The sequence below is a fragment of the Spiroplasma melliferum KC3 genome (assembly GCF_000236085.2).
GTDB classification, from domain to species: Bacteria; Bacillota_I; Bacilli_A; order Mycoplasmatales; family Mycoplasmataceae; genus Spiroplasma; species Spiroplasma melliferum.
In genome coordinates this window covers 177,931-203,105 of the sequence record NZ_AGBZ02000004.1, presented here as the reverse complement: position 1 = coordinate 203,105, position 25,175 = coordinate 177,931, and the positions used below count along the sequence as shown (strand labels likewise).

Sequence of the window (25,175 nt, the reverse complement as noted above, 5' to 3'; positions counted from 1 at the left end):
AACTATACAAAATCCTTTCTTGTAATTCATCATAATGTTAACCCTGCTAATGCAATAGTTACTAATAAATAACCTGTGTACAATCCAGCTAAACTTGTTAATGTTACTGGTTTATTAAAGTCCCCCATTAAAAAATAATTTGTTTTTATATTAGAATCACTTGTTTGATAAATAACACTATCAATTTTAACATCTAAATAATTATTAATTGGTAACAACATTGTTGCAGCCATATCGTTTGTTCCTGATACACTAGCACTAGCATTTCCTGTTCACATTACAACTCATTGTTGTCATAAATTTAAGTATGCCATTAATTTATAATTTGTTTGAGCTTTTTTAACACTATTTAATTCATTTTGTGACTGTTGTTCATTATCATGAATAGCATCATATCGACCATATATTCCTTGTTTTGACCAATAAGACATTTGCGCAATAAATTGAGTATATAACGACATAACTGGATCATTAATATAAACATTTTCATTATATAAATTATGGGCCAAGAATTCACGAAAATCTCAAGAAAAATTATTAAATCTATTTTGACTATTTTTTGACAATGTGTTAAAAACAAGAGATGCAATTCGACTTGGTGCAAGGATTCCTCCTGAAAGATAACTATTTTTTGGATAACCAAAAATTGTCGGTGAAAAAATTGATTTATCATACATTGTTTTAATAATTTGATAAATATTTTTTGTTGTTTTAGTTTTTAATTTTGTTTCATCTAAAACATTTAAATCAATTTTAGAATTAGATGATGGTTTTGTTCTTGACAGCGTAATTGGCTGTTGTAAACTTACATCATTATAAAAATCAGATAAAATATTAATTCCTTTATCACTATTATTGGTAAATGTAACTTCGTTACCTGTTGTAGGTTTAACAACATTAAATTTATTTGACTTATAACCATCAAATTCTAATACATTAGTATTAATTAATTTAGCTAATGTTGGATAATCATTTGGTGTTTTTTTAACTTCTGCAACAACATCATCTCAAGAAATATCTTTTCCATTATTAGGTATTTTCGTAATCACTAAATCAATATTTCGTGCTAGCGAAGTCACATCAAAAGCTTCCATATTTTCACTACTATTAGAAAATGACATACTAAGTTTATTGTCCGTTACGCTTCATACTGGTCAACCAGTCGGATTTAATAAATCATCATATGTTTTTTTAACATCAGAGTCCTTAAATTTAACTGGATTTTTTGCTAAATCCGCGGTTTGGATCAAATATTGTGATGCGCGATCACCTTTACTTGCATTATAAATAAAAGGAATCATTGCCCCAATTACGGTTAAAAAACCAATTGTAAATAAAATACCAATAACACCTTTTGCATTTAACCCTAACGAAATTAGAATACCAATTGTAGTTAAAAATAATTGTAAAATAAAACTTGTTAAAATCATAAAGTTAACTTTGCTTAAAATTACTTTTCCAAATGCTGTTCCTTTCGGTCCCATGGCTAATGATAAAATTGGTGGTAATAATAAAATAATTAGTGAATAAATTAAGCATAATAACTGTAAAGCTAATCATTTTTCAATAATCATTCTTGTTCGCGATATTGGAATTGATGAAAAAATTAATAACGTTCCATCATCAATTTCATCACGAATTAACTGTACCGCTTTAAAACCAATAAACATTGATGTTAACCCAAAGTATAGCATATATCAAATCCATGAATAAATAGTAAATAATGATTTAGCAGCATCAGTATAGTCTCCACTAGCGACATCTCTCATTCCTAATCCTAATGATAAAACCATAATTATTCCCACTGCTAATGTTAAAACAAACATCACCCATGTTGATGGTGCCTTTAACATTTTAATTAAAGTATAACGAAACATTTTTAATGAAAAAAAATGAACTATCTTTTTATTTAAATCCGCTTTTTTTCCTTGCGTTGCTTCGACTGTTTCATTATGAGTCATAATTTTCCTCCTATTTCATTAATTTCATAATATATTTTGTAATTTTAAAAACTACAAAATAATTATACAAAAAAAAAAAAAAAAAAAGACTTTTGTTTCTTGTTTTAAAAAATTAATATTAACAAAAAACTTGAAGTTTTTCTTTTTAATCTTTATCAAATAATTTGTTTGCCCGTTCTTTCGCTTTTTCTTTTTTAATTCTTTTAATTGATTCCTTAATATGACTTCGCCGAACTTGTTTTTTAAATTCATCAATTTCTGCTTTACGTTTTTTCTTATAACCAGGTTTAACTTTTTTATTATTATCTTTTGTCTTATAACGATGAATAATTTTATTAATTTCATTATCAACCACAAGAGAAGAATGTTTTTTAGACTTATCAATACTAATAACTGTTTCAACCAATTCTCCCTGTTGATTTCATTTCTTTGTTTTAAAAGTAATTCCCTTTGAAATTAATTGTTGAACTAAAGTTAAATTTTTCGTATCATAAAGAACATAACTATACCCTGTATAATTTGCCCGCCCAGTACGCCCACTACGATGAATATAATATTCTAAATCATTTGGTAAATCAATTGAAATAACATGACTAACACCAATAAAATCAATCCCACGGGCTGCAATATCACTTGCAATAACATATTTATATTCTAAATTTCGAATCCGTTTAACAACTTGTGTTCGCAATCGTGGTTCTAACCCTGCATGTAATTGAACTACAGAATAATTATGTTCTAATAACAAATCATAATACTTATTAATGTCTGTTTTTTTATTAACAAAAATTAAACATAAATATGGATCAAATGTTTTTAAAAGTTTTAATAAAATTGTTTCTCGTTCTTGATGCTTCGTTGGAATTAAAATATGTGTAATGTTTTGATTTGTTAATTGATTGGCATTTAAATCTAAATAATGTGGATTTTTTAAATATTTGATTAAAAAAGGTTTCAACTCATGCGGAATTGTTGCAGAAAAAACAGATACTTGAACATTAGAATTAACTTTACTCAAAATATAATCAACATTTTCAATAAAACCCAAATCAAAAAGCATATCACATTCATCAATAATAAAAGTTGTTAATTTACCTAAATTTAAACTTTGTTGCTCAAATAAATCTTTTAGCCGAGTTGGAGTGGCAATAATAATGTGCGGCTGTGTTCGTTGTAATTGTTCAATTTGACGTTTAATATCTTCGCCACCAATAAAATAATTAACTTGTAAATTTGGTTCAAATTTTTTAAAAAAACGAATATTATCATAAATTTGTTTTGCTAATTCACGTGTTGGGGTCACAATAATGGCTTGAATCTTCACTTGCTCATAATTTATATTATTTAAAATTGGCAAACAAAACGCAAATGTTTTTCCAGTTCCTGTATGCGCCTTGCATATAACATTTTGATGTTTTAACAATAATGGCATTACTTTTTCTTGAACAATAGTTGGTTCAACAAAATTTAATTCAGCAAGACCGAAATTTAAAAACCGTTTAAAGCCAAATTGATTAAAATTACTCATAATTTAACCCTCTTTTCTCACCTTCCAAATTATAACATATTTAAAAAATGAAATTATTGCTAATTTCATTAATAACTTTTATTTTTTACCAACAGGTACTAATTTTTTCACAACTGGTTTTTTATTATCCTGCGTTTTAAAAAGTTCTTTTTCTTTAATAAAATCTGCTTCAGCATTAACAATTAAATTAGCTCATCGTTCTTGTTCTCGTGCTAATGTTGTTGGTGTTTCACGTCCTTTGCGAACAGCTTTATTCATTTTTTTCAGTGCCTTTCTAGCTCCTTTTATTGTTTTTTTCAATTTTTTCTGTGTATCTAAATATTCAATTGAGTAAGGATGTGTCATTGCTTTTATCATTTTTTTTGTAACATATATCCCAATTAGGATTAAAACAGGAATAGCAACTAATAACACAATTAATAAACTACCAACTACTTCCGCAAAATTTGTCCCTGCTTCTAATTCATAATTTTGGGGTCATTGAATCACACCACTATTATTAACATTACCCGGTTGTTGCAATCATGTCATTAAATCAATTCCTTGACCACCATCAGGCACAACAATATTTGAATATCCTCAAATAAATGACCCGGATGATACTAACCGCATTAATTTTCCAATTCCCAATTGGGTTATTAACTGATAACCATTTCCATTAAATGTTTTAATATCATTAATATTAACCGGCAATCCTTTTCCTTCTCAATAATAACCATCATAGTATATTCCTAAAAAAACTAAGGCTAAAACTAAAATAATTAATACAATAACTCATATTAAAGTTATACTTCATTTACCAAATGATTTCATGATCCAACCTCTTCTCTTTTATTATTATAGTCCTAATTATTTCAAATTCTTAATCTTATTTTTCTATTTTGTAAAAACAGGAAAAATATTAATAAAAACTTTAAATAAAACAATAACTAGAAAATCTAGTTATTGTTAACATTACTTATTTTTTGTCCCTACTTTTTTCAAAGGTTTTTTTGGTGCTGCTTTTTTAGCAGGTGTTTTGTCTTTCTTTGAATTTAACATTTGAATGGTCTTTTTTTTACTTTGTGCTTCAATTGCTTTTCTCTGTGTTGCTGTTTTTCCTAAACGTTCTGCAATTAATCTTTCTGCTGTAATGGCAGTTCTAATGGCAGTTCCATCTTTTGCCCGATAATCTGCTGCTGTTTTTGTATAAATATCTCCTACTGAACGATCAATTGATCTTTTCATAGCTGGAGTTGAATCAACAACTGCTTGTGATTTAATGAATAATCATTTTTCTTCTGTCGCATTTTTTGCTACTGGTTTTTTCGACTGGGGCACCTTTTTGCTTTTAGCTTTTGAGCTTACTGGCATACTCAATCTCCTTTCATAATGAAATCAAACCAATGTTGGTTGCTAGTGTTAAAATAGCATTAATCATTAGTTTTTGCATTAAATAATTTTTTATCCCAAATTGAATTTAGTATTTAAGATAATTGTAATATTTTAAGAAAAAGATAAAATTTTCACTTAAAATAGACGAGTTAATTATATCAAATTTAGTTTGATTAATGAATAAGTTTAAGATATTATTTTAAAATGATAAAAGACATTTTTAGTTATGATATCATATAAGTAGATAAAAATGGATTGGTGAAAAAATGAAAGTTGTAAAAGTAACACCTCGTGGTTATTGTCTTGGTGTTGTTAAATCAATTAAATGAGCAAAAGAAGCTGCTATTAAATATGCCGGGCGACAAATTTATATGTTAGGTTATCTTGTCCATAATAAACATGTCATTGATGAAATCGTTAACTTAGGTGTTATTCCTGTTAATGATTTTAAACTTAATCGCCTTGAGTTAATTCAAACTTTGCCAGATAATGCTGTTGTGATTTTAAGTGCCCATGGTAGTGATGATCGGATTAAAGATGTTGCAGTTCAAAAAAATATTACACTTGTTGATACTGAATGTGAATGAGTAACAGTTACGAAAAATTTAATTAAGGAATATTTAGCAAAACCGGATTATCAAATTATTTTTATTGGGAAGCACTTTCATCCCGAAACAAATGCAATGTTAGCACTTAGTCCAACCATCAATCTTGTGACAACAGAACAGGAAGTTGCTAGCATTTTACCCAATCTTGATCCAACCAAAAAGATTTTAATTACAAACCAAACAACGCTTTCTAAAATTGATATTGAAGCAATTGTTGAAAAACTTAAAACTCTTGTTCCAAATGAAATTATTTTTAAAAATGATTTATGCAATGCAACATTAGAACGACAAAATGCTGTCCTAAGTTTAGATCCAACAACAATTGACCTTTTACTTGTTGTTGGTGATGATCGTAGCAGTAACACCTTAAAATTAGTTGCAATGGGTGAACAAATTGGTATTGAATCATATCGCATTAATGATAAAAGTGATATTCAACCAACTTGGCTAGCAAATAAAACTTGTGTTGCTGTTACTGCTGGAGCATCAACACCTAGTATCATCCAATTAGAAGTAATTCGTTATTTAGAACAAATATAAAAAATATTATTAACGATAGTTAATAATATTTTTTGTATGATATGGAATAATTGTTAAAGTTGGAAACTTTCGTGTTAAGTATCCAGCAAAAGCAGCAGTAAAAAAATCTTCCATATAGTGGTTGAAACAAATAACTGCTAATTGTTTTTCATTTGCTAATACTCATTGATCTCATTTAACTTCACCAGTAATAAAAAGATCAATATTTTGGTCAATATTTGCAATCACATTACCTGCTGCTCCTGCTGCTAAAGCAACTGTTTTAATTGGTTGATCTAACGTAGGTAAATTATGCTGTACTGTTGTAATTTTAAAAATTGCTTTTAATTTCGTAATAATTTCATCAGCTGTTAAACTGATATGACCAATCTTTGTTAAATTATCATCAAATGCAACAATTTTTTGAGGATTTAATTCTTGTAAAATCAATTCATTCATTAAACCATCATAATTGGTATGTAAAGCATAAACAGCAATTTGATGTTTATTAAGAAGCTCAATAATTGTTTGTTTATAAGGAATGCGTTGAATTCTTTTTTTCTTGCCAAAACAAAAAGGATGATGGGTTATAATAACATTAATTTGCTTAGCTATTGCCGCTGTAATTACTTCACTCGTTAAATCTAAACAAACCATAATTTTTGCTACAAAATGATTTTTACTTCCATACTGATGACCACTATAATCTCATTTACAAGCTGCTTTCAATGAAAAATCAGTTTCAATTTCTTGATATAATTTTTTAATTAACATTATATCACCTTGTTAATCATTTTTAGTTTTGCTTTAATTTCTTGATAGCTCTTAGTGTTCGAAGGAATCTTGTTTAATAATGTTAAATAATAATCATTTTTTAACAATCATTTTTCTTGAAAAAGTTTATTATGTTCTTTGCGAAGACAAGGACCAAAATATAAGTCTTTGTTATTTTTAACTTTTTGACCTGCACTTTTATTAACAACAATAATTTCATAAATAATATCATTTTCTTTAATTAATAATTCTTTTTCAACAAAGTATTTTTGTTTTTTAATTCATTCTCGTAATAAAAATGGATCATCATTAGGACATAAAATATAGCGATCAATTAAATCAGAATCTTGTTGCAGAATGGTTAAAATTGTTGCACTTCCTAATCCTGAAATAATACATGTATCAATCTTAATATGGGAAATTCCTGCTAAGCCATCTGCTAAAATTGGGGTAATAAGTTCTTCAGCATGATATTTTGCAATATTTTTTTTTGCTTGGTTTAATGGTTGTTCAGCAATGTCGCAAGCGTAAGCTTTGGTAATTAAATTTCCTTTTGCTAAATAAATTGGAATCATTGCATGATCTGTCCCAATATCACAAATAATATCTTTTTCATTAACTTGTTTAGCAATTAATAATAAACGTTCCGATAATCTATCCATTTTTAAAACCTCTATCCTTTAAAAAAGTCTTTTAATACTTTTGCTTTTGAGTTAGCTTGGTTTGGTTTAAACTTACGAATTGTTTTTGCTTCAATTTGACGAATTCGTTCACGTGTAACTTTAAACTCTTTGCCTACTTCTTCTAATGTTTTTGGCGAATCATATTTTGATAAATGTTTATCAATTAACGCATTTTTTTGACTTTGTACTTTTTCAATTGGTGTATCATAGTGAATATCAAGCGCTTTAACTGTTTGGACTAATTCAGGAAAAGTTTCATCTTCGCATTCTTTTGCTAACCGTAATACTGTTCGTAACTTTGTTGGTAAAAGTCCAAACCGCATTCTAATTACTTTTTCTTCTCGGGCTGATAAAATTTCATGGAAAACTTCATCAATTACTTCTCGTAATGATTCTTTTTCAGCATATTCATCCGGTGTAAAAATATCTTTATCATCAACAAAATCACCAAAATGAGTATCATCCTCATCACCAATTGGTTTTTCTAATGAAACCGGTTCAATTGATAATCTTTTAATTTCACGAACTTTTTCGCCAACCATTCCTTGCCCCATTTTTTCGGCAATTTCATTGTAACTTGGTTCGCGCCCTAATTCTTGTGTTAATTGACGTTCAATTCTTGTTAATTTATTAATTGTTTCAACCATATGAACAGGGATCCGAATTGTTCGCGCTTGATCAGCAATTGCCCGTGTTGTTGCTTGTCTAATTCATCATGTTGCATATGTTGAAAATTTAAAACCACGCTTATAATCAAACTTATCAACAGCTTTCATTAACCCGATGTTTCCTTCTTCAATTAAATCTGAAAAATCTAATCCCCGGTTTAAATGTTTGCGGGCAACTGAAACAACTAACTTTAAGTTAGAAGTGATTAATTTATCCCTTCCAAAACGTCTTTCTTCTGGATCAGATGATTCTAGAATTTTGGCATATTTAATTTCTTCCTCACGAGTTAAAATCTTACTTGTTCCCAAAATATTAAAGTAAGCTTTAATAATATCCTGAATTTTTGTTTCATTTGAAATACCACCAACTTTATAACGTAATTTTTCATCTGGTTGTTTTTTTGTTACTTTTTCTGGTTCAGGAACTTCATTTTCTTCTAATTCTTCTAAATTAACATCACTAAATTCAACACCATTAGTGACTAATTCTTCAAAATATTCTTTAACATCATTATCATCAACTTCAAAATGATCATTAATTAATGTTATTAATTTTTCTTGTTCAATTTCATTGTTATTTTCTTCTAAATATTTATTAATATATTCTTTAAATTCATCAAAAGATTTCATATCTCTGACTTCTTTTTTTGATAATCCCATTCTCTCTACCCCTTTTTAAATTTTAATCGTTGATTCAACTTGTCAATTTCCATTGAAATTGCTTGTTGCTCAATTAGATTACTTGCTTTTTCTAACTTATTTCATAGCATTGCAATCTCTTTTTCATTAGCAAAATCATCAATTAAGAGCGCATAGTCTTCTAATTCTTTCTTATTATATTTAATTTTAATCGTTGATTTATTAATAATATCCATTAATATTTTTTTTAAATTTGGATCATTTATTTCATCACACAACATATTAATTTTAACATTTTCTGCCCCCAAATGTCCATTATAATAAGTAATTATATCATTTGCTAACAAACGATAACCATCAAAATTTAAATTTCCAATTTTTCTTTGATAAAAATCCGCTGCTTTCCGAGAAGCAAGTAATTGTAAAACCATATTTTGCTCTGCTAAAAGATATCGCTTTAAATTTTTAATTTTATATTTTGTCTTTTTAATTATAACAGTCTTGCTTTGCTGTGGTTTGAACCTTGTTGATAACCTTTGCTGATAATTATTATCGTTCGTTACATTAGGAATTGGTTCTGATGTCATAGGTGAAAAAACTGCTTTTTGATATGATTTAATTTGCCCAATTTTTGTTGTAATTGTTTCTTTCGATATTCCTGTTATTTTAACTAAATTATTAACCGCTAATTCTTGTTCCAATGGATTTGGACTGGCTTTAATTAAAGGTGCCACAATATTAAAAAATTCTTCTAATTCATTTGCTGCTTGTAAATTAAATTTATTTTGAAAATAATCAAGAGCAAAATTAATTGGATGTTGGGCATTTGCTAACATTGTTTGAATTAATTCCCCTTGACCACTATTAACTAATTCGTCAGGATCTTGCTGAGTTTCATTCAAGACAATTTTAACTTTTAGATTATTACTTAACAATTTAATTGCTGCTTTTAAACTAGCATTAATTCCAGCCTTATCGCCGTCCAAAAAAAGTAAACATTCATTCGTTAATCTTTTAATTTCTTTTAAATGATATTCACTTAAATTAGTTCCCATCAAAGCAACGGTATTTTTAATATCTAATTTTTCTAAACTAATAACATCCATATATCCTTCAAGTAAAATTAGATTATTTTGCTGACGAATAAAAGGTTTCGCCCGGTGAATATTATACATTAGTTGTTCTTTTTTAAAAACCTTTGTTTCAGGAGTATTAAGATACTTTGCTACTTGGCTGGTAGTTCCAATTACTCGCCCAGAAAAACCGATAACATAACTATCTTCATTTTTAATTGGAAACATTAGGCGATTATTAAAATAATCATATACCTTACCATTTTTAATTGTAATTAAACCCGCTTGTTGGATATCATTAATTGAATATCCTTTTTTAATTAAAAAATGGTACAAATGATCAAAACCACTTTCCGCATAACCAATCTGAAATAATTCAATTTCAGTATTATTAATGTTCCGTTTTGTTAAATATTCTTTTGCATCATAAGCTTTTTTTGTTTCTAAATTATTACTAAAGTAAGCACTTGCTAAGGCATTAATTTCAAAAATTAACTGTTCACTTTGATCATATTTCGGTTTTTCTTGATAAGCAGTTAATTCATCTAATGAAATATTGGCCATTACTGCAACTTTTTTTAACGCTTCAATAAAACTAATATTTTCATATTCTTGTAAAAAAGTAAAAACATTGCCACCAGCTGAACAAGCAAAACAACGATAAATTTGCTTTTCTGGTGAAATACTCATTGAAGGATGTGAATCTTGATGAAATGGACAAACTGCTCAATAATTACGGCCACGTTTTTCAAGCGATAAATATTCTGACATTACGGTAACAATATTTACTTTTGACTTAATTAAATCAATTTTTTCATTACTAATTAATGCCATACCTTTCACTCCTTTTAATTATTTTAATGCTGCGGTGAAATAACTTTCTAAATTAGTAATTGCCACTCGTTCTTGTTTCATTGTATCACGATTACGAACGGTAACTTTTTGGTCTTCTTGAGTATCAAAATCAACTGTTACACAAAACGGTGTTCCAATCGCATCTTGACGACGATAACGCTTTCCAATATTTCCTGTTTCATCATAAGTACACTGAAAATGAACTAAGAGTTTTTCATATAGTTGATAAGCCTCGCTGTTTAATTGTTTGCTTAATGGAATCACCGCAATTTGATACGGAGCTAATAACGGACTTAATTTTAAAACAATTCTCGTCTCATTGTCATCAACTTTTTCAACATGGTAAGCATCATATAAAATAGCTAGCAGCAAACGACCAACTCCAACAGATGGTTCAATTACATGCGGCATAATTTTTTCATTTGTTTCTTGATTTAAATACGACAAATCATTTTTACTCATTTCACTATGACGACGTAAATCATAATCCCCACGGTCAGCGATCCCCCATAATTCACCTATTCCAAACGGAAATTTATATTCAATATCAATAGTTCGTTTCGCATAATGGGCTAATTCATCAGCATTATGCTCACGAAAACGATAGTTTTCTGATTTTAAATTAATTAATTCTAAAAACTTGGTTACTTCTTTAACTCAATATTCAAATCAATCAACCTTTTCGTTACTATCATAAAAAAATTCTAATTCCATTTGTTCAAATTCACGTGTACGAAAAATAAAATTTCCCGGGGTAATTTCATTACGAAATGACTTTCCAATTTGACCAACTCCAAAAGGGATTTTTTTTCGTAAAGAACGTTGGACATTTTTAAAATTGACAAAAATTCCTTGTGCTGTTTCTGGCCGCAAATAAACAACTGATTTTTCATCTTCAATTACACCTTGATTTGTTTTAAACATTAATTCAAACTGACGAATTTCAGTAAAGTCATGTCCACCACAATTTGGACATAAAATATTTTTTTCAGTAATAAAAGTTTCTAATTGTTCATTAGTTCAACCACCACAATTTAATTTCGGATAATTATCTTCAATCAGTTTATCTGCCCGCATTCGGGTTTTACACTTTTTACAGTCTAATAATGGGTCAGCAAAATTACCAAGGTGCCCAGAAGCTTTTCAAACATTATTGTTCATTAAAATAGCACTATCAAGACCAACATTATATTTTGATTTCGTAATAAAATGTTGTCATCATAAATTTTTTAAATTTCGTTCTAATTCAACCCCCAACGGTCCAAAATCTCAGCTGTTTGCTAAACCGCCATAAATCTCACTACCTTGAAACACAAAACCTTGTGTTTTTAAATGATTAACAACTTCTTCTAATGTATATTGCATTAATGTAACTCCTTCTTATTTTTCTATTCTCAATTATACTATTATACTATGTTATTCTTTAAAATAAATTGATTTTTGTCGCATTTCATAAATACTACACGAAAATATTCCAACTTTTGTTAAATAATACTCACATAACATTTTAAATAATATTATTAACACTTTTATATTAATCTTATTGTGAAAATAAAAATTAGTATGAAAATTACTATTAAAAACTTTAACTAATTCAATTGGAAAAAGATAATCTCTTGGTAATAAACAATTTTTACAAAGATATCCTTCTTCAAGAAAACTAATTGTTTTAATGTGTTGTTTGCTACCACAGCGTTTACACATTGTAAAGTTTCATTCTAATCCATATCATTTTAAAGTACGAAACATAAAAGCAATTACAATACTTAAATTATCTTCTCATGCAACTAAATTATCTAATGTTGTTGTTAATAATTCGTACAATGCATTATCGGGCTGACGGTCAGCCACCGCTTGTTCAGCAATTTCACAAATTAATGTTGCTAATAAATAATCATCATAATTTTGCGCTAATTTAATTCTTGTTCTTAATAAATTTCCTGTTTTTAATTTACTTAACTTATTATTATGATATGATAAAAATATTTCAAACTCACTTGTTGCTAAGAATTGTACTGCATACTGATTTTTTGATGTAATTTTTTGTACTCCAGGGGCAAAAAAAGCTAATTTGCCTAATTCTTTTGACAAAATCGTTACAATGGCACTATTATCATCATAAGGTTGTTTATTCAACACTATTCCTGTTAATTTTTGGGCCATTTTAATAACTTTCTTTGTTATAACCTAAACGAGCAATCATTGAAGGCTTATCCCGTCATTTATCAACTACTTTAACAAATAATTCTAAAAATATTTTTGTTCCTAAAATTTGTTCTAATTCTAAGCGTGCTTGTGTTCCAATTTTTTTAATTAGGCGTCCTTGTTTCCCAATAATAATTCCTTTTTGTGAATCACGTTCAACACAAATTGAAGCCATAATTTTTAATAGTTGTGGTTGATCTTCAATTTTATCAATTAAAATCGCAACACTATGGGGAATCTCATCTTCTGTTAATAACAAAATTTTTTCTCGAATAATTTCACGAATTAAAAACTTTTCGGGTTGGTCAGTTAGCATATCATCGGGATAATATTGTGGTCCTACTTCTAAATGTGTTTTTAATAAAATTAATAATGTTTCAAGATTTTTATGTTTAACTGCTGAAACTGGAATAACTGCAGTAAATTGATGAATTTTTTCTCATTCAGCAATTTTTACCATTAAATCACCTTTGGAAACTAAATCAATTTTTGTGACAACTAAAACAATTGGAATTGCTCGCTCTTGTAGTGCTTTGATAATATAACGATCATTATCACCAATTCGTTCATTTGCCGGGGCTAAAAATAAAATAACATCAGCTGCTTTGGTTGCTGATAACGCAACTTTGTTCATAAATTTTCCCATTTCATGATGAGCTTTATGAATGCCTGGTGTATCCATAAACACAATTTGTGATTCTTGATCATTATAAATACCTTGAATCCGGTTACGCGTTGTTTGTGCCTTTGCCGTTACAATTGCTACTTTATTATTTAAAATTGTATTCAATAATGTTGATTTTCCGACATTTGGTCGACCCACAATTGCAACAAAGCCTGATTTAATTGCCATTTTCCTCACCTCTTAATTATTCTAATTATAAAGGAAAATACCTTAAAAAATTATCTTATTTAAAACTCAAAAGCAATTTGATCATCTAACGATAAATCTTTTAAAATTCCAAGTTCTTCAAATGATTCTAAATGAGCCTTTGTAATATTTGTTCGTTTTTGTAAATCAGCAACTGATAAAAATGGTTTTTCATAACGAGCATTAATAATACTATCACCAACAGCACCTCCCAAGCCATCAATTGCCGAAAATGGTGGTAAAATAATTTTTTCATTATTTTCAGTTGTAATAACCGTAAAATTTTTATTGCGACTTGTTTTTAAATCAATATTACTCATTTTAATTCCTCGGGCATACATTTCTAATGCTATTTCATAAACTGGAATTAAATCTTTTTCTTTTTGAGTTGGTTTATTCGGTGCATTAAAATCTTTATTATCCAACCGAGTTTGAATATCTCTTAATACTTGTTTGATTGTTTCTGCTCCTTTTAAAATTGTTTTAATGTCAAAAACATCTGTTCGAGTTGAAAAAAATGTTGCATAATATTCAACTGGGTAATTAATTTTGTATCATGCCACCCGTCATGCCATTAAAACATAGGCTGTTGCATGTGCTTTTGGGAACATATACTTAATTTTATTACATGAATCAATATATCATTGTTCAACATTATTATCCCGCATTAATTGCTCATGTTCAGCTGTTAAACCTTTTCCCTTACGAACATCTTCCATAATCTTAAAAGCACTTTGAGCAGGTAACCCTTTATAAATTAAATTAACCATAATGTCATCACGACACCCAATTACTTCTGAGATACTAATATTTTGATTTCGAATTAATTCTTGGGCATTACCAATTCAAACATCTGTTCCATGTGATAATCCTGAAATTTGAACTAAATCTGCAAATGAAGTAGGTTTTGTATCTAATAGCATCTTACGAACAAAAAAAGTACCAAATTCAGGAATGCCAATTGCGCCAGTTTTTTCACCATTAATATCTTCTGGTTTAATGTTTAAAACATCTAAACTTCGAAAAAGACTTAAAACCGCTTCATCATTTGTTGGAATTGTTTTTGGATCCACTCCCGTTAAATCTTGTAGCATTCGCAAAGCAGTTGGATCAACATGACCTAAAATATCTAACTTTAAAACATTATCATGAATTGCGTGGAAATCAAAATGAGTAGTTAACCAATTTGATTTTATATCATCAGCAGGAAAATTAACTGGTGTAAACGCTTCAACTTCATATTCATTTGGAATAACAACAATTCCACCTGGATGCTGGCCAGTTGTTCGTTTAACCCCTTCACAACCCTTAGCAATTCGTTCTAATTCTGCGCGGCGTTTTAAATGTAAAATATTTTTACTTTCAAAATAACCTTTCACATAACCATATGCAGTTTTTTCTGCCACTGTGGAAATTGTTCCCGCACGATAAACACTACGCTCGCCAAACATTTCTTTGGTAAAATCATGCGCAATTGGTTGATATTCTCCTGAAAAGTTTAAATCAATATCAGGAACTTTATCCGCTTCAAACCCTAAAAATGTTTCAAATGGAATATCATGTCCTTCCCCTTTTAATGGTTTTTGACACTTTGGACAAGTACGAGCTGATAAATCATATCCACACTTAACCGATCCATCAACAATAAATTCACTATAACTACAATAAGAACATAAATAATGTGGTTGTAATGGATTTACTTCGGTAATATTACTCATTGTTGCAACAAAACTACTACCAACGCTTCCCCGCGACCCAACTAAATAACCATCTTGTAATGATTTATCAACTAATTTATGCGCAATTCAGTAAATAACAGCAAAACCATGTTTAATAATAGCATTTAATTCTCGTTCTAAACGGGAAGCAACAATTTCTGGCAATGGATTACCATAAATTTTATAAGCATTTTGATAACATAATTCTTTTAATAATTGGTCACTACCCTTAATCTTAGGCGTATATAATTTATCTTTAATAATTTCAACTTTTTCAATTTGGTCAGAAATTAAATTTGGATTTGTTACTACAATTTCATAAATTAATTCATCATCATTTAAAAACTTAAATTCGTTCATCATTTCCATTGTTGTTCTTAAAAACTGATCAGGATTATCCGTTACTCGTTGCTTATAGTCATATAAAGGATGTGGTCGGCCCCCAATTCCTTTTGCATTAATATAAACTTCACGAAAAATTTTATCTTCTGGATTAAGATAATGAACATCACCAGTAGCAACAACTAATTTATTTAATTCTTTTGCTGTAAAAACAATATCTTTGATTACCGTTAATAGTCGTTCTTCTGACAAATCACCCATTTGGACTAAATGTTTATATACACTTGGGGGTTGAACTTCAATATAATCATAAAACTTAATTGTTTCTCGTAATTCCGATAAATCTTTATTTCGTGCCACTTCAAAAACATCACCGTTAACACACGATGACCCAATTAATAAATTACTACGATGTTGTTCAATTACACTTCGTAATAATTTTGGTGATGAGTAAAAATATTTAGTATGTGCAGCAGTTATTAATTTAAATAATTCCAATAAGCCCGCCTGATTTTTTGCTAAAATTGTCATATGTTTTGGTCGCAATTTTTTGTAAACAGCCGGGTCATGAATATTCTCAATGTCATTATCAAACTCAATACCATAATTATTAATCATTTTCCGTAGTTGATGTTCATAAATGTCAGTTAAAACAATTGCATCATAATCACCACGGTGAGCAACTTCTTCATTATAAATAACACTATAACAACGAGCAATTGTTCCCAAGCGATAATTTTTCAAATGTGGTTCTAAAATCCGTGATAATTGTAAAGTATCAATTACTGTATTATTAATTTCTGAGCGCCCAGCTTTTTTTAACCATGATTGAATAAAACCAAGGTCAAACTCAGCATTATGCGCAATTAAAATTGCATCCTTAAAATATTCTAAAATTTGGTCAATTGATTCAATAAAAGTTGGTTTATCAGCTAATAATTCATCAGTAATTCCTGTTAATTCGGTTGTAAATGATGATAACTTAACTGATGGTTTGAACAGATGATTAATTGTTTGGCGTTCACCACTAATACCATCCATGATAACGGCTCCAAACTCAATAATTTCATCATAACTACTACTTAAGCCAGTTGTTTCTAAGTCAAAAATAACATATTTTGCAGTTCGTAAATTATGGTGATGAGGGTTTTTAACATATCATACTTTATCATCTAAAACATCTGCTTCAACACCATAAATAACTTTAATATCGGGATATTTCTTATTAAGATTATAAATTTCCGGATAAGCTTGAACATTTAAATGGTCAGTAAAAGCAATTGCTTTATGATTCCAATGCTGTAATGTTTTAAAAAGCATTGCAAGATCTGTTACTCCATCCATAACACTCATTTTAGTATGTAAATGTAACTCTATGCGTTTCTCAGGCGCATTATCTTCACGATACAAGTCTTCGCGATCTAAACGAGAAATTTTTTTAATAAAAAACATTTGTTCATTCGCATAAGTATCATACCGAATATCACCAAAAAGACTAACTCATTCATTAGTTTTTAATTCTTCAATAAAATCATCTGGTTGTTCTGTTCGAGTAAAAAACTTTGCGCCAATTGTATCACTATAATCAGTAACTGTTATTACATAAATAAATTTTTTTGTTGAAATTAATTGCCGTTCTTTACTCAAAATTTTTCCATAAATTGTAACATTGGGAACATCTTGGTCAATATCAATTAATCGTTCATAACTTGCTTCTCCAATTTTTGCTCTATGATAACTATTCGGTTCTCTTCGAACAGAATTAGCGCCATTTGTTGGCTTTGAAATTAACTGTTCTGTTTTTTGCGCTGTTTCTTGATATTTAATTAATTCTTGTTCGTTAATTTCTAAAATATTATTTTCCCGTAAATCAATCACTAGAGCTAATTGTAAATCACTAAAACCATAACGACGAAGTTTTTTTTGATAATAATTACAATGCTCACCTACTAATTTTTGTTCACTTTCTGAATGAACAGTAATTTTTAAAATATTATCAGTTAAAGCAAATCGCTCTGGGGATAATTTACTAAAAAAACTATTTTTTAATTCCGATTTATTTAACCGAATATATTCTAAATAACTAAAAATAGTTGCTAATTCATATTGTTCTTTTCGAACCCGTAAAGAAATCTTTGTGGGTAATGTTTGATTTTCTAATAAAGTTTGTTCTAATTTTAGTAAAACTTCTGGCGGTAAAAAATCATTAATTTCAATAACAACACGAAAAAAACCTTCACTAGTACTATATTCTGCTTTAATGACTTTAGCATCATCAAAATAATTTCCGGTAAATTCTAAATTATTTGCTGTAAATAGTTTTATCAATTGTTGGTCCATCATCTAATCCTCACCTAGCTTTTCTGCTTAAAAAAAGACATCTTTAATTGTTATTCCAATAAATAATAAAATAAACAATATTGCTCCCGTCACATTAATGATAATCTTTGCTTTATGTGGTAACTGTCATTTTTGGTCTTTTGCTTGATATTCTTCTAATAATATTTTTTGTTGCGCTGGATCATAACGTTTTTTTCAAATTCTCATACGACCATTTAGACGTTTCACTCCACCAACAATTCCTTCAATTGATGTTTCAAAAAACTTATAACCATCTAATGGTGGAATTGGAATTAAGTTTAAAACAAATAAATTAGCGGATAACATTGCCACATACATAAAGAAAAGTGCTGGCCCTTCTGTTAACATTGAAGAAATTGTTTTAGCAATTCCAACTGGACCAGATAATTGCCCTCATTGGCCAGTAAATAATAACCCAAATGATTTTAAAATTGTTACTGATTTTCTAAAGGTTTCTCCCCAACCATATCCATATGCTTGCGCAGTTGAAGCAAACTGACGATCAGGAGCTCTAATTCCAACTGTATAAGTATTGTTTGTTTTTGTTAATTCAACTGCTTCCGTATAAAATAAATGACCATCTGCAGCAATTGTAACTTCTTGTTTACTATTTACAAGAGCAAAACCAATAATAATATAATTAATTTTTTTATCGTTATCACTATTATCATATTGTTGTTTTAAATTTTTAATAAAATTAGAAACTGTTGTTAAATAAGTTGGAATCTTATCTACTGTTCCCAAGTGACTTGCTAAAATATGATTCTGGTTATTATCAGGTTTATCCTGCTCTTGATCACGATAATATTCTTGTGCTACTTTAAGTTTTTCTTTGCTAGGTCCTAATCAATAATCTAAAATCACAATATCTTGGGCAACATTTTGACCACTAGTTGCAAAAGCAGCATATGCTGCACCATTCGAATCATATTTAGCTCCTCAATATGTCATATCAGATGGTTTATAACTTAATGCTGCAAAAGTTGTGGTAAAAATAAAAACAGCAATAAAAAAATTCATTAAAGCCCCTGCTACAATAAAAATTAATCGTTTTCATTTTGCAATATTTTCCATTTTTCGTTCTTCAGGAACATGTTCCTCTTCACGTCCCTTTGGTGGATCAACTAATTGACTCGCAATATAGACATACCCTCCAAAAGGAAAAATTCGGATTGAGTAACGGGTTTCTTTTTTCCCTCAAGAAAAAATTTTGGGACCAAAACCAATTGCAAATTCATAAACATACGCTCCCGCTAATTTCGCAATAATAAAATGTGCAAATTCATGAATTGTAACCAACATTAATAAAATTATAACCCCAATTACAAAACCTAAAACTACCATTCCTGCTGACATTTATTTCTTAACTCCTTACTTTTTTTATTTGGAACAACATTATTTTTCAGAAAAATAATTAATAATATCTCTTTTAATGATATCATTTAATTCTTTGATTTCACGATAATTAACTAATTTTTGTGGCTTAATTTGGTCCATAAAATATTCAATATAATCCACAATTTGATAAAACTTAATTTTTCCAACTACAAAAAGAGAACGTAATTCTTCGTTTGCTGCATTAAAAGCAATTGCTAATGAATTATTTTCATTCAAACAACGATAGGCTAACTGTAGTGCTTTTCAACGTGATAAATCAGCTTTTTGAAATGTTAAAGTTATTAATTCCTCAAAATTTAATGGTTTTAAGAAAGAACTATTCTTTCGAGTTGGATAATATAAAAAATAATTTAAAACTTGTAACATTGAAGGCTTTGATAATTGGCCAATAATTGAATAATCTGCATATTGTACGGCAGAATGTAAAATAGCTTGTGGATGTAAAACAACAGTAATTTTCGAAGTTTTAAATAAATGATAAGCTTCAATAATTTCCAATCCTTTGTTCACCATTGTTGAAGAATCAATGGTAATATTTTGTCCCATCTTTCAAGTTGGATGTTGTAATGCTTGTTGCTCATCAATCGTTTTTAAATCAGTTAATGTTTTATTAGCAAACATCCCTCCCGAAGCTGTTAAAATAATTTCTGAACACGGATTGGTTTGCTCTAAACATTGAAAAATAGCACAATGTTCAGAATCAATTGGATATAATTGATTATTATTTTTTGTTAATAAACTGTTAATTAAATCCCCTGCCACTACTAATGATTCTTTATTTGCTAATAATAAAGTACGATTTTTTCCATATAAAGTTTGTAATGTTGGGTATAATCCTGCAAAACCACTAATTGCATTTAAAACTAAAGCTGTAGGAAAAGCAGCTAACATTGCATTAATTCCCGTTTCTCCGGTTACAAAAGTTATATTTGGATATTGTGCTGTTAAAATAGCTTGTTGGGTTTCATCACCAAGATGAACAATCCTGATTGTGGGATGCTTTTCTAAAATCTTAATTAGAGTTGGAACATTATGATAAATACTAACAGCTGTAATTTGAAAATCATTTGGATTTGATTCAATAATTTGTAACGCTTGTTGACCAATATTCCCAGAAGCGCCAAAAATAATAATATTTTGCATAAATTATCGTTGTAATACTATATTGGAAATGATAAACATTACAAAAAAGACTAATGAAAATGAATCCAAACGATCTAAAACACCACCATGCCCAGGTAATAAATTGCTAAAATCTTTAATATTATAACGACGTTTAATTCAAGAAAATGATAAATCACCCAATTGTGATAAAATACTTAATACAAATGCTAATAAAATATAAATTACATAACGCATGACATTTTTATCATTATCATTTGAGAAAAAGTTAAAAACCCAATGGTTACTAGTTGCAAAATGAAACATTAAAATTGCATAAGTAATTGCAATTCCTGCTGCTAAGATTGTTCCTGTCACAGCTCCTTCTCATGTTTTGTTTGGAGATATTGTTGGCGCTAATTTATGCTTTCCATAAGTAACACCTCCAACAAAAGCAAAAGTATCAGTTAAAATAATAATTAATGCTAATCAAACCACGCTACTTCAACCATAGGCAGGATTTAACATAAATTTATTCATTGCTTTTAAAGCAAAAGTTAAATATAAGGTAAAAATTAAAACTAATGTCATTTTACCAAAAGTAATTTCTTTTGAACTAAATACTAAACAATAATATCCAAAAATAGCACATAAATAAATAACAAAGATAATTCAAGGTTTTAATCAATTTCAATTTAATAACGTATAAAACGGATAATTAATTGCTCCAATTCCACCATATTCATTTGCGATTGATTCAACTGGAAACAAAAATAAAAAAATTATCAATAAATATGTAATAATTTGCGTATAAATTGGTCACTTTGTTCCCCCAACTAATCGCAAAATTTCATAGTTAACTAAGCCTAAAATAACAGCATTAATTCCAATAAAAACATAATTAGCAATTTCAATATGTGGAACATTATTATGCCATTCTGTTGCGATTGCTCCTGTGAATAAATATAAACTTAAAAAAACTAATAACGAATAAAATGTAATATGACGAGCAACATATTTTTTTTGAAACATTCCTTTATGTTCCTTATTTTTTGATACGTTATTTGTTAAATTGTGCTCTTCTGTCGATGTTTCATTTTCATTCACAAGAACATTATCTTCCTGATTGTTCATCATTTTCAATTCCTCCAAATCTTCTATTTCTATTATTATAATCTAATATTGCTGCAGTTAAAGCATTTTCATCAAATTCTGGTCAAAATGCTTTGGTAAAATATAATTCAGCATAACGATTTTGCAATAACAAAAAATTACTTAAACGTTGTTCACCACCACATCGAATCATTAAATCAACATCAGGTAAATCTGCAGTATATAAATGTTGAAATAATGTTTTTTCATCAATGCTTGTTAATTTTTTAACTAGCATTTGATTAATTGCTGTTAATAATTCTTCAATCGCTCCATAGTCAAAAGCAAATGTTAACACCATTCCATTATTATCTTTTGTTTGTAAAATAGCATGATTAATTGCTGCTAATGTTTTTGGTGGCATTTTTGTACGGCGACCAATATGATTTAAAACAATATTCTCATTCTTAAAATTATTAACTTGTTTATTATTTAATAATCGTTCTGGCATTGCCATTAAATAAGTAACTTCTTGTGCATTTCGTTTTCAATTTTCAGTTGAAAAACAATAAATAGTTAAATACTTAACACCAAGAGCATTTGCTTTTAGTGCTACATCTTTAATTCGTTTTGCTCCTTCTTCATGTCCAACTGTTCGTTCTAACCCTTGCTTAGTTGCCCAACGACCATTACCATCTAAAATAATTGCAATATGTTGTGGTATTTTCATTTATTATGCCCTTCTTCCCCGTTTTGTTAATTATACCGAGACTCATAAAAAAATGAAAGTTTTAAACTTCCATTAGTTCTTTTTCTTTTAAGGTTGCCTTTTCATCAATTTTTTTAATAAATTGGTCAGTCAATTTTTGTACTTCCCCTTCATAGTATTTTTTATCATCTTCAGTTAAATCAGAATCTTTTTTAAGATGTTCATTACTATCTCGTCGCTCATTACGAATTGCTACTTTAAACTGTTCACTTGCTTTTCACATTTCCTTAACCAGCATTTTACGACGTTCTTCAGTTAGCGGAGGAATGTTTAACCGAATTAAATCCGCTTCTGAGCTTGGTGTTAAACCTAAATCTGCTTTATTAATCGCTGTTAGAATTAAATTAATAATTGAACGATCATATGGCTTAATAACTAATTGTCGTGCTTCTGGCACCATAATATTAGCCAATTGTTGGATTGGCGTTAGCGTTCCATAATAATCAATCATAATATGTGATAACATATTTGGATTTGCACGACCAGTACGAATTTTAATTAATTCATTTTCAAATGAAACGATTACTTTTTCCATCTTTTCTTTTGTTTGGTTAATAACTTCTTGTGACATTTATTTTTTCCCTCCTGTAACAATCGTTGAACGAGCATTACCATGTGCTGCCTTATAAATATTATCTGGTTCATTAATATCAAAAACAACGATTTTAACATCATCTTCCATTGCTAAACTAGATGCTGTTAAATCCATTACTTTTAATTGTTTTTTTTGTAATTCATTTAAACTAATATTATCGAAGCGAACTGCATCGGCATTGTGGCGAGGATCTTTATCATAAATCCCATCAACCCCATTTTTTGCCATTAGCATAACATCGGCATCAATTTCAATTGCTCTAATTGTTGCTGCTGTATCAGTTGTAAACTTTGGTTGACCAGTTCCCCCAGCCATAATAACAATTGCCCCTTTTTCTAAAGCAGCTTTTGCTTTTTTAAATAAATATGGTGAAGCAACTTCAGGAACTTGAATTTTTGAAGTTACGACAACATTTTGACTACCTTCATTCTTTAATACAGCTTCTAATGCTAAGGCATTCATTACCGTTGCTAGCATCCCCATATAATCTGCACTAATTGGATTCATTTTGATTGTATCAGCACGATTACCGCGTCAAATATTACCACCACCAACAACAATAGCAATTTGTAATCCTTCTTTTTGCAATTTAACAATTTGTTTTGCAATATCATAAATTTTTTTCGCATCATATAAATCATCAGAATTGCCCAATGCTTCACCAGATAATTTTAGTAAAACTCGCTTATATTGTAATGCCATTATAACTTTTCCTCTCTTTTTCTATTTTATTCTAATATATTATAAATTGTTTTAACAAATAATCAAAATAAAATTACAAATTAGTGAAGAAATTTAATTTATCTTTCAAATAAAACTAATTAATATTAAGTTAAACTTGGCAAATAAGATGTTAAAAACTCATGTCAAAATTCTCATGCTTTTGTTTTTAAAGCATCATTTGTTAAAAGTCAATATACAAACCCTTCGGCAAAAAATTCAAAATTATCTTTAAATGAAAATTTACTAAGATGAAATAATTGAAAAATCTTTTCTTTTGTTAAACTTTGTTGCTGTTGAAAGTTATTAATTTTTTTTAATAAAAATGTTTTTAGTTGTTCAATCACATTAACTTTATAATCTAATTTATAACGATAATGCAGTAAATGCCCTAACTCATGACATAGAGTATAAAAAATACTTTGTTGTGAAATTCCACCTTCAACTCAATTACGATTTCATATCTCTTCATAATTACAATTTACTACATCATTTGCAATTTCAATTTGACGATTGTTTGAATCTGTATAGGCCTTTGTTTTTAAAAGTTGTCCATCTTTAATAATAACAGAACTTAAAACTTTATTAATTTCTTGTTTTGTTCAAAGAAAAGCACAAATATTATAAAATAATGTAATAATTTCTTTTAATTTATTTTGATAAGTTGCACAATAATGATTAATAAATTGTTGTCAAGAACGACGAACCGGTTCATCTAAAAATGCCAATAATTCATCATAAGAAATAAATGTTTTTTGATCATAAAATGGCAAATTAGTATAATTCGCCGGACTTAAAAAAGCATTTGTTAAATTTTGTTCAAGTTTTGTTGCAATATTATTACTAATTCATAATCCCCGATAACCCCGATTTTGTACTCAAGTTTTATTTGGAACATATTGATGATTTAAATCAATGTGATTAGCAATTGATTTATCGAGAGTATAATAAAGAATCACTGACCCCCGATAAAACGAAAAATCACTTGAAACAAGTGTTGCCGAAGAAGAACTAATCTTATCTTTAATTTTTATTTTATTAATATTCAAATTCGGAAATTGTTGCTTTAGTTTTTCTTTAATATGAATTTTTTTTGGAACATGTAAACCATTAGTTTTAAGGGTTTTTAAATTAGGATTAGTAACAATTGTCCCTAACTCAAGTGGTCTTGGACTTAAATAACCAAGATATAAGACATATAGAATAAAACTGACAAAAACCGTTACCATTAAAACTAATGTTGAATTAATCATTCACCATTTTTTGCTATTTTCTTTCATATGTTTTTCCTTTTCTAAATATTTTAATAATTTATAGTATT

The 25,175-nt window shown here is 28.5% G+C and carries 20 protein-coding genes; 1 reads left to right on the top strand and 19 read right to left on the bottom strand.

The features are described 5' to 3' along the window. Nucleotides 1-2: 2 nt before the first annotated feature. The 4 genes from SPM_RS05300 to SPM_RS05285 all read right to left on the bottom strand — a co-directional run bounded on the left by SPM_RS05300 (nucleotide 3) and on the right by SPM_RS05285 (nucleotide 4,842). Entirely contained in the window at nucleotides 3-1,961 is a 1,959-nt protein-coding gene (locus SPM_RS05300) for an ABC transporter permease (RefSeq protein ID WP_004028584.1), read from the bottom strand. A gap of 145 nt (nucleotides 1,962-2,106) precedes the next feature. Next, nucleotides 2,107-3,489 carry a DEAD/DEAH box helicase gene (locus tag SPM_RS05295; protein WP_004028583.1) on the bottom strand — a complete coding sequence of 461 codons (1,383 nt, stop codon included), beginning with the start codon at nucleotides 3,487-3,489 and terminating at the stop codon, nucleotides 2,107-2,109. 78 nt (nucleotides 3,490-3,567) lie between these two features. Then, complete coding sequence (locus SPM_RS05290) at nucleotides 3,568-4,302, bottom strand: hypothetical protein (RefSeq protein ID WP_004028582.1); 735 nt, start codon at nucleotides 4,300-4,302, stop codon at nucleotides 3,568-3,570. 141 nt (nucleotides 4,303-4,443) lie between these two features. Then, entirely contained in the window at nucleotides 4,444-4,842 is a 399-nt protein-coding gene (locus SPM_RS05285) for a hypothetical protein (protein ID WP_004028581.1), read from the bottom strand. Nucleotides 4,843-5,129: 287 nt separating this feature from the next. On the opposite strand from SPM_RS05285, the gene ispH reads away from it, so the two are divergent. Further along, entirely contained in the window at nucleotides 5,130-6,011 is an 882-nt protein-coding gene (gene ispH / locus SPM_RS05280) for a 4-hydroxy-3-methylbut-2-enyl diphosphate reductase (RefSeq protein ID WP_004028580.1), read from the top strand. A gap of 9 nt (nucleotides 6,012-6,020) precedes the next feature. Here ispH and SPM_RS05275 read toward each other — a convergent pair whose 3' ends face one another. The 15 genes from SPM_RS05275 to SPM_RS05205 all read right to left on the bottom strand — a co-directional run bounded on the left by SPM_RS05275 (nucleotide 6,021) and on the right by SPM_RS05205 (nucleotide 25,134). Further along, nucleotides 6,021-6,764 (bottom strand): Nif3-like dinuclear metal center hexameric protein, encoded by a 744-nt coding sequence (locus SPM_RS05275; RefSeq protein WP_004028579.1) that lies wholly within the window; start codon nucleotides 6,762-6,764, stop codon nucleotides 6,021-6,023. Next, complete coding sequence (locus SPM_RS05270; protein ID WP_004028578.1) at nucleotides 6,764-7,426, bottom strand: tRNA (adenine(22)-N(1))-methyltransferase; 663 nt, start codon at nucleotides 7,424-7,426, stop codon at nucleotides 6,764-6,766. Before SPM_RS05270 ends, SPM_RS05275 begins: the two co-directional genes overlap by 1 nt. An 11-nt stretch (nucleotides 7,427-7,437) precedes the next feature. Continuing rightward, nucleotides 7,438-8,775 carry a sigma-70 family RNA polymerase sigma factor gene (locus SPM_RS05265; RefSeq protein WP_004028577.1) on the bottom strand — a complete coding sequence of 446 codons (1,338 nt, stop codon included), beginning with the start codon at nucleotides 8,773-8,775 and terminating at the stop codon, nucleotides 7,438-7,440. A 5-nt stretch (nucleotides 8,776-8,780) separates the two neighbouring features. Beyond that, nucleotides 8,781-10,661, bottom strand: a complete 1,881-nt coding sequence (gene dnaG / locus SPM_RS05260) for a DNA primase (RefSeq protein WP_004028576.1) — start codon at nucleotides 10,659-10,661, stop codon at nucleotides 8,781-8,783. Nucleotides 10,662-10,679: 18 nt separating this feature from the next. Further along, nucleotides 10,680-12,047 (bottom strand): glycine--tRNA ligase, encoded by a 1,368-nt coding sequence (locus SPM_RS05255; RefSeq protein WP_004028575.1) that lies wholly within the window; start codon nucleotides 12,045-12,047, stop codon nucleotides 10,680-10,682. 51 nt (nucleotides 12,048-12,098) lie between these two features. Then, nucleotides 12,099-12,845 (bottom strand): DNA repair protein RecO, encoded by a 747-nt coding sequence (gene recO / locus SPM_RS05250; protein ID WP_004028574.1) that lies wholly within the window; start codon nucleotides 12,843-12,845, stop codon nucleotides 12,099-12,101. A 1-nt stretch (nucleotide 12,846) separates the two neighbouring features. Further along, complete coding sequence (era, locus tag SPM_RS05245; protein WP_004028573.1) at nucleotides 12,847-13,740, bottom strand: GTPase Era; 894 nt, start codon at nucleotides 13,738-13,740, stop codon at nucleotides 12,847-12,849. A 59-nt stretch (nucleotides 13,741-13,799) separates the two neighbouring features. Then, a complete protein-coding gene (locus SPM_RS05240; RefSeq protein ID WP_004028572.1) occupies nucleotides 13,800-18,158 on the bottom strand; it encodes a PolC-type DNA polymerase III in 4,359 nt (1,452 codons plus the stop codon). A gap of 27 nt (nucleotides 18,159-18,185) precedes the next feature. Then, a complete protein-coding gene (gene rseP / locus SPM_RS05235; protein ID WP_004028571.1) occupies nucleotides 18,186-19,535 on the bottom strand; it encodes an RIP metalloprotease RseP in 1,350 nt (449 codons plus the stop codon). Nucleotides 19,536-19,574: 39 nt separating this feature from the next. Then, a complete protein-coding gene (gene dxr / locus SPM_RS05230; RefSeq protein WP_004028570.1) occupies nucleotides 19,575-20,720 on the bottom strand; it encodes a 1-deoxy-D-xylulose-5-phosphate reductoisomerase in 1,146 nt (381 codons plus the stop codon). A 3-nt stretch (nucleotides 20,721-20,723) separates the two neighbouring features. After that, entirely contained in the window at nucleotides 20,724-21,815 is a 1,092-nt protein-coding gene (locus tag SPM_RS05225; protein WP_239643299.1) for a phosphatidate cytidylyltransferase, read from the bottom strand. Continuing rightward, nucleotides 21,793-22,500 (bottom strand): polyprenyl diphosphate synthase, encoded by a 708-nt coding sequence (gene uppS / locus SPM_RS05220; RefSeq protein ID WP_004028568.1) that lies wholly within the window; start codon nucleotides 22,498-22,500, stop codon nucleotides 21,793-21,795. The genes SPM_RS05225 and uppS overlap by 23 nt, the downstream gene beginning before the upstream one ends. Nucleotides 22,501-22,561: 61 nt before the next feature. Then, on the bottom strand, nucleotides 22,562-23,110 hold the full coding sequence (gene frr / locus SPM_RS05215) for a ribosome recycling factor (protein ID WP_004028567.1): 549 nt from the start codon (nucleotides 23,108-23,110) through the stop codon (nucleotides 22,562-22,564). Next, a complete protein-coding gene (gene pyrH / locus SPM_RS05210; RefSeq protein WP_004028566.1) occupies nucleotides 23,111-23,836 on the bottom strand; it encodes a UMP kinase in 726 nt (241 codons plus the stop codon). A 125-nt stretch (nucleotides 23,837-23,961) separates the two neighbouring features. Beyond that, a complete protein-coding gene (locus SPM_RS05205) occupies nucleotides 23,962-25,134 on the bottom strand; it encodes a hypothetical protein (protein WP_004028565.1) in 1,173 nt (390 codons plus the stop codon). Between the last annotated feature and the right edge of the window lie 41 nt (nucleotides 25,135-25,175).